The sequence below is a fragment of the Collinsella sp. AM12-1 genome (assembly GCF_003472325.1).
In the GTDB taxonomy this organism is placed as follows: domain Bacteria; phylum Actinomycetota; class Coriobacteriia; order Coriobacteriales; family Coriobacteriaceae; genus Collinsella.
Map to the genome: position 1 here is coordinate 18832 of NZ_QRLS01000022.1, position 6255 is coordinate 25086.

The following is a 6255-nucleotide window of genomic DNA, read 5'->3' on the forward strand; positions in this document are numbered from 1 at the left end:
TTGAACGCGCGGCTGGGCCGCCGCTAACAAAACCATGCCGGATTACGGGGCTGGATGGCGAACCTCCGACCATATAGAAAATCGCAAAAACAAAACCGCAGGTAGATAGCCTGCCGTTTTTCAAAAAATGAAGGTATGGATGAGGGCCCCGACTTTAGCTCCGTAATCCGGCATAGTTTTGAAATGGCACCATATCCGTGACAGCTCTTGATCTCCCATGGACGGAGGAAAGCGGATCATTTTTGCCTTGCGAAGGCTGCCGCGTGATCCGTCTGCCACGAAATGGGCCCATCTACTATGTTTAGGCGGCAGCCCTCGACCACGGCAAGCAATGCGAAATGGAAACCGCAGGTAGAACGCCTGCGGTTTTTCATGAAACGCGGCTATGGTCAGGGGTATCGGGTCAAACGTAGTAGATGGGCCGATTTCGTGGTGGGCGCCGTCAGCCGATCTCCGTGGGCGGAAGAAAACGGATCATTTTGGTCTCGTGAGGTTTGCGGAGGCACTCGTGCAGGGCCGTCGCGAATAAAACTATGTCGGTTTACTACGATGAATTCGGCATTCCCGACCATGACTGCATTTTTCTAAATATTGCAAGCGTTCTACCTGCGGTTTTGGAAGCGCGCAATTTGCCGTGGTCGAAGGTGGTCGATTCATCGTAGTAAACCGGCATAGTTTTGAAATGGCATTAAATCGGTGGCAGCCATTTTACTTTGCCGGGGTGGTCGGTTGTTGGGTAATTACCCTCGCAGGTAGGCGATGGCGATCTGCGTGCGGTTGCGCAGGCCCATTTTGGCTAGGATCGAGCTAATGTGGTTGCGCACGGTGCCTTCGCCCATATAGGCGGTGGCAGCGATCTCCTTGTTATCGAGGCCGCGGGCGATGAGCTCGGCGACTTCGAACTCGCGGTCGGTCAGGCTGGCAAAGGCTGCGGGCCGGCGGGGCGTGCCCGTCTTGTCGCCCATCCCGTCAAAGTCAACATCTTCGATCGCCTTGCCCTCGAGCACGCGTTTGCCATCCATGACCTGCGCCAACGCTGGCGGAATGGCGGCGACATCGGTCTTGATCAGGTAACCGCGGGCGCCCAGCTTGAGCGCCGATACAATGTACTCGTCATCCGAGAATGTCGTCAGAAACACCACGCGTGCCGCGGGGTCGTGCTCAAGGATTTCGCGCGCCGCCGAAAGCCCGTCGCGCCCCGGCATCTGAATGTCGAGCAGCGCGATATCGGGCGCGTGCTCGGCGTAGAGTGCCACCGCGTCGTTGCCGTCGGCTCCGGTGCCCACCACTTCGATCTGCGGCTGGGCGCCCAGGATAATCTTGAGCGAATCGACTACCAAGCGGTCGTCGTCGACAACTATGAGCCTCATCGGGCGTCATCTCCTTGCTGTTTGGGGACGGTGGCAAACACACGCCAGCCGCCGGCGCCGGCACGCGGGCCGGCGGTGAAAGTGCCGCCAAGCGCCTCGACGCGCTCGCGCATGGAGACGAGCCCCATGCCTTCTGCGACGTTGCTGCTGCTCGCCGGGGTCGCGTCTGCGCCATCATCGGTAACGATGAGCTGGTAAAACGACGGATGCTCCATGCACCGCACGGTAATGGTTTTGGCATGGGCGTGGCGCATGGTGTTGGAGAGCGCCTCGCGCAGGACCGCCGCAAAGCAGTTCGCGACGTTTGCGGGCGCATGTTCGGTCATAACTTCAAGCTCAATCCGCGGACCGCCGTCCGAGCGCGCGCCTTCAACGATGCGTTCGAGCTGCACGGAAAGGTCGACGGCGTTGTCGTTGAGCGCGTGGACGCTGGCGCGCACGAGCTGGAGCGCCTCGTCAACGGTGTATTTGACGTCGGCGAAATCGGCGGCGACGCCGGGCTCGTCGGCGTGCACGACGCGCAGGGCCTCGGTCTGCAGCGAGGCACGCGTGAGCTGGTGCCCGACATTATCGTGGATCTCGCGCGCGATGCGGGCGCGTTCGGCGAGCGTCGCGAGCTCGACTTCGTAGTCCTGGCGGTCGGCAAGGTCGCGGTTGCGCGCCTCGAGCGCGAGGGCTCGTTCCTGCAGCTCGTCTCGGGTACGGCGCATGCGCTGCTGCTCGCGCTCTAACTGGGCGGTACGTAGCGATAGCAAGGTGGCGGCAACCGAAAGGATGGCGGTCAGCAGGAGCGTTCGGGCGGTGAGCGCGTCGGTGCGAAGGTCCGCGACGAGCGCAAAGACAAAGACGACGCCAATGCCCAGCGCGATCCAGGCGTGCTCACGGCGCACGCGCCGCGCGATGTCATAGAGGGCGAGAGGCGCAAACGGCACAAACGGCGGCACGAAGACAGCCGCGATGACGTAAACGTAGCTCGCGGCCTCGCTCGCACGGCGGGCGCGGTTCCCCCGTGCGACCTCGGCTAGCGAGGTGGCAATAACGCCAAGGCAAAACGCCGCGACCAGGTGAGCGTTCACAGCAAGACCCATGGCGGCCGCAATACAGCACGCCAGCACGATCAATTTGTCGAAAAGCCTGTTCATACGGGTATTGTACGCGAAGCCGCGCATGGTGGAGGGGCCGCCTGCGCAACCGTGACATTCCTCCCGCGTGGCAAAGCGGGGGCGTCGGCAGGCCGCACGACCAAGACCCTCGCACTCGTGACAAAGCTCACTGGTGCGCGCCGTCCTCTCCTGCGATGATGCAATCGTACCGGGCCACGACCAACAGAAGGGCCGCCTCATGACAGATATCGTCCACGTCGAAAACCTCGTCAAGCGCTACGACGATCTTATCGCGCTCGACCACTTTAACCTGAGTATTGCCCCTGGCGAGATCTTTGGCCTGCTGGGCCCCAACGGCTCGGGCAAGACCACGTCCATCAACTGCATCCTGCAGCTGCTCGCTTACGACAAGGGCACCATCGAGCTGTTCGGCGAGCCCATGACGCCCACCCGCTACGACCTTAAGCGTCGCGTCGGCGTGGTGCCACAGCAGGTGGCGGTGTTTGACGAGCTCACCGTGCGCGAAAACATCGACTATTTCTGCAGCCTCTACGTCAACGACCGCAAGCGCCGCCGCGCGCTGGTGGACGAGGCGATCGACTTTGTCGGCTTGGGCGACTTTACCAAGTTTCGCCCCGGAAGGCTCTCGGGCGGCTTGGCACGCCGTCTCAACATTGCCTGCGGCATCGCGCACAAGCCCGAGCTCATCTTCTTTGACGAGCCCACAGTGGCAGTCGATCCGCAGAGCCGCAACGCCATTCTGGAGGGCATCTGCCGCCTGCGCGACGAGGGCGCCACGGTGGTGTATACCAGCCATTACATGGAGGAGGTCGAGCAGATCTGCAGCCGCATCATGATCATGGACGGCGGCCGCGTGCTGGCGCAGGGCACCAACGACGAGCTCAAGCGCATGATTCAGATGGGCGAGCGCGTGACCGTCGAGGTCGGCGCCGTCGAGCCCGCCACGGTCGAGCGGCTGCGCGCTCTGGAGCACGTGCTTTCGGTTGAGCTGTCCGGCGGCGAGCTCATCTGCACCTGCGAGGCGAGCCCACATAATCTGGTCGACATCCTTGACACGCTGCGCGCCGCCGACGTGGCACTCGGTCGCGTGTGGAGCGAGCCGCCGACCCTCAACGACGTGTTCCTCGAGATCACCGGCCGCGAGCTACGCGACTAGGGGGCAGCCATGATCAACACCATCATTATCACGGTCAAGACGCTGCTGCGCCGGCCGAGCACATGGGTCTGGGGCGCGCTCTTTCCCATTGCGCTTTCCACGATGTTCATGTTTATGTTTGCGAACCTCAGCTCCGACGGCAAGGTCGATCCGGTGCCGGTAGCCGTTGTCGCCGACGAGGCCTGGGACGCTTCGACCTTTAAGGACGTGGCGACGTCGCTTGCCAAGGAGGGCGACGACCAGCTGCTTAAGATCCACGAGTGCGACGACGCGGCCGAGGCGAACCATGCGCTCAAGTCCGGCGAGGTTGCGGGCGTCTACACGGTCGACGACGCGGGCGCGCCCAAGCTTACGTTGCTTTCGAGCTACGATAGCTCGCGCGCCAGTACGGTGCTCACCGACCGCAGCATCCTGGAGACGGTGGCGAGCTCGTATACGCAAAATGCCGAGCTCATGCGCCAGATTGCCCAGGACAACCCGGCGGCGCTCGCCGACCCGGAGGCGGTTGCGCGCGCCCTGTCGCTTAAGGGCGGCACTCGCCGCGTGAGCCTTACGCGCACCACGCCCGACGGTACGACCATCTACTATTACGCGCTCTTTGGCCTGGTCGCGATGATGTCTTCCGAGTTTGCGGCCCTGGCCGTCGTCGATCTGCAGCCCAATCTGTCCGGCCTCGGCGCGCGCCGCTGCGTGGGCGGCGTCTCCAAGACGGCGTCGCTGGCCGGCATTTTTGTCGGCTCGTGGCTGGTCTCATTTGCCTCGATGGCGATCGCGATCGGCTACGTGCGCCTGGTGGTCGGCATCGACTTTGGCGGGCGCGAGGGGCTGTGCCTGGCGGGCGGCACCGCATCTGCGCTTGCTGCCACGGGCCTGGGGCTTTTTGTGGGGACGCTTCCCGTTAAGGGCGGCAAGGCGTCCAAATCGGGCATCCTCACGGGCTTTGCCACCACGTGCGCCCTGTTCGCCGGACTCTACGGCGAGCCGGCGATGGCGCTTGCCGACGATGTTGCCCGCGCCTGTCCGGCCGAGTGCTGGCTCAACCCCGTCAAGCTCATCTGCGATATGTTCAACCGCCTGTATTTCTTTGAGGATCTGGGTCCCTTTGTCGTTCGCGCCGGTGCGCTTGTCCTCATGGCCCTGGTGTTTGTCGCCGCCGCTACGCTGATCTTTGGAAGGAGCCGCTATGAGCACCTTTAAGACCGCGCTTCGCATGGCGCTCGCGCACCCGTTCTACCTGCTCATCTACACGGTGTTCATTTCACTCATGGGCGTGTTCATTGCGGCCTCGGTCAGCTGGAACTCGTCGCAGCTGACCGAGTACAAGCCCTACGACGCCAACGTGATTGTGGTCGACCGCGACGGCAGCGATCTTTCGCGTGCGCTTACCAGGCACCTGGGTTCGCGCTTTGACCTGGTCACGGGCGTCGGCGACGACACGTACGACCTTGCGGACGCGCTCTCCAAGAGCAACAGCGCCAAGGGCAGCGCCGACTGCGTGTTCTTTATCCCGGAGGGGTTTGAGGACGATCTTGTTGCGGCCGCCCGTGCGGGGGAGGACTTGCCCAAGCTCGATGTGACCTACGGTTCCGGCACCATGGCGGCGGCGCTTTCGTCTGCCGAGGTTTCGCGGTGGATCTCGCTCGCGGGCGCTGCGGCGGTGCTTGAGCCTGCTGCCTCCGGGGCCAGTGTCGCCAAGACCGCCGAGCACGCCGCCGCAAAGCGCGCGGAGGTCCAGATCGAGCAGGTCAAGGTTGACTCGACTGCCGCAGCCACGCTCGAGTCGTACTTCAACTTTGGCGCGTACGCGATCATCTCATCGGTCATCGTTTCGGTGGGACTGGTGTTTTCGGGTATGAACGAGCCCGAGCGCGTGCGCCGCATGGAGGCCGGCCCAATCCCCGAGCGCCAGCGTTCGCTCGCTGTGTTCGCGGCTGCCGCGGTGCTTACCGTCTGCATCTGGTTCGTGTCGAGCATGGTGGGTGTCGTGGGCTTTGCCGGCGCGGTCGCCGAGGTCGGTGTGGGTCGCGTGTGCCTGGCGCTGGCGGCGACGCTTGCCCTGGCGTGCACGCCGCTGGCCGTTGGCTTTACCCTGTCGAGCTTGGGCGCGCGCGAGGAGCTGATCAACGGCGTGGGCAACTTACTCGGCATGCTCATGACGTTTTTGGGCGGCGCCTGGATGCCGCTGTCGCTCATGGGCTCGGCCGTGCAGACGGTGGCGCACTTTGTGCCGACGTTTTGGGTGAACGACGCGATCGGCAAGGCGCTTGCCTCGGATCTAACGGCCACCGTGTTGGGCGACATCGCCTGCGACCTGGGCGTCACGGTGCTCTTCGCCGCCGCCATCGCCGCCGTAGGCCTGGCCCTCACCCGCGCCAAATCCCACGCCTAGCTACCTGGTCATCGGGGACGTTCTTAAACGGCTAGTCATCGGAGACAGTCTTTGTCGATTCGCCGGCCCGCCGGTCGTGCCGGCAAGGACTGTCCCAATATGTCGGCACTTGGGGACGTTCCTTTCCTGCCGGCACTTGGGGACAGTCCCGGCATTCATTGGGGACAGACTTAAATTGAACTGCATCCCATTTCTTGGACTTTGAAATTAAGGTTC

General features: G+C 63.3%; 5 protein-coding genes. 3 read left to right on the forward strand and 2 right to left on the reverse strand.

Going from position 1 to position 6255, the window contains the following annotated elements; translation table 11 throughout:
- Window positions 1-740: 740 nt before the first annotated feature.
- Together DW136_RS08925 and DW136_RS08930 are read right to left on the reverse strand one after the other, a co-directional pair.
- The gene (locus tag DW136_RS08925; protein WP_117637167.1) at window positions 741-1370 is read right to left on the reverse strand and encodes a response regulator transcription factor; all 630 of its coding nucleotides are present in this window, start codon (window positions 1368-1370) and stop codon (window positions 741-743) included.
- Window positions 1367-2512: a sensor histidine kinase gene (locus tag DW136_RS08930; RefSeq protein WP_158571452.1), complete on the reverse strand. Its 1146-nt coding sequence runs from the start codon at window positions 2510-2512 to the stop codon at window positions 1367-1369. Before DW136_RS08930 ends, DW136_RS08925 begins: the two co-directional genes overlap by 4 nt.
- Before the next feature lie 199 nt (window positions 2513-2711).
- Here DW136_RS08930 and DW136_RS08935 point away from each other — a divergent pair, with 199 nt between their 5' ends.
- The 3 genes from DW136_RS08935 to DW136_RS08945 are packed head-to-tail and all read left to right on the forward strand — an operon-like array spanning window position 2712 to window position 6039.
- Window positions 2712-3650, forward strand: coding sequence for an ABC transporter ATP-binding protein (locus tag DW136_RS08935; RefSeq protein ID WP_118289452.1), 939 nt, complete (start codon window positions 2712-2714; stop codon window positions 3648-3650).
- A 9-nt stretch (window positions 3651-3659) separates the two neighbouring features.
- Complete coding sequence (locus tag DW136_RS08940) at window positions 3660-4847, forward strand: ABC transporter permease (protein WP_117790724.1); 1188 nt, start codon at window positions 3660-3662, stop codon at window positions 4845-4847.
- Entirely contained in the window at window positions 4834-6039 is a 1206-nt protein-coding gene (locus DW136_RS08945; protein ID WP_118289453.1) for an ABC transporter permease, read from the forward strand. The genes DW136_RS08940 and DW136_RS08945 overlap by 14 nt, the downstream gene beginning before the upstream one ends.
- Window positions 6040-6255: the final 216 nt, after the last annotated feature.

Bases quoted from the DNA above. Each gene is read 5' to 3' on its own strand.
- DW136_RS08925 (WP_117637167.1), bottom strand. From the start codon at position 1,370: ATGAGGCTCATAGTTGTCGACGACGACCGCTTGGTAGTCGATTCGCTC.
- DW136_RS08930 (WP_158571452.1), bottom strand. From the start codon at position 2,512: ATGAACAGGCTTTTCGACAAATTGATCGTGCTGGCGTGCTGTATTGCG.
- DW136_RS08935 (WP_118289452.1), top strand. From the start codon at position 2,712: ATGACAGATATCGTCCACGTCGAAAACCTCGTCAAGCGCTACGACGAT.
- DW136_RS08940 (WP_117790724.1), top strand. From the start codon at position 3,660: ATGATCAACACCATCATTATCACGGTCAAGACGCTGCTGCGCCGGCCG.
- DW136_RS08945 (WP_118289453.1), top strand. From the start codon at position 4,834: ATGAGCACCTTTAAGACCGCGCTTCGCATGGCGCTCGCGCACCCGTTC.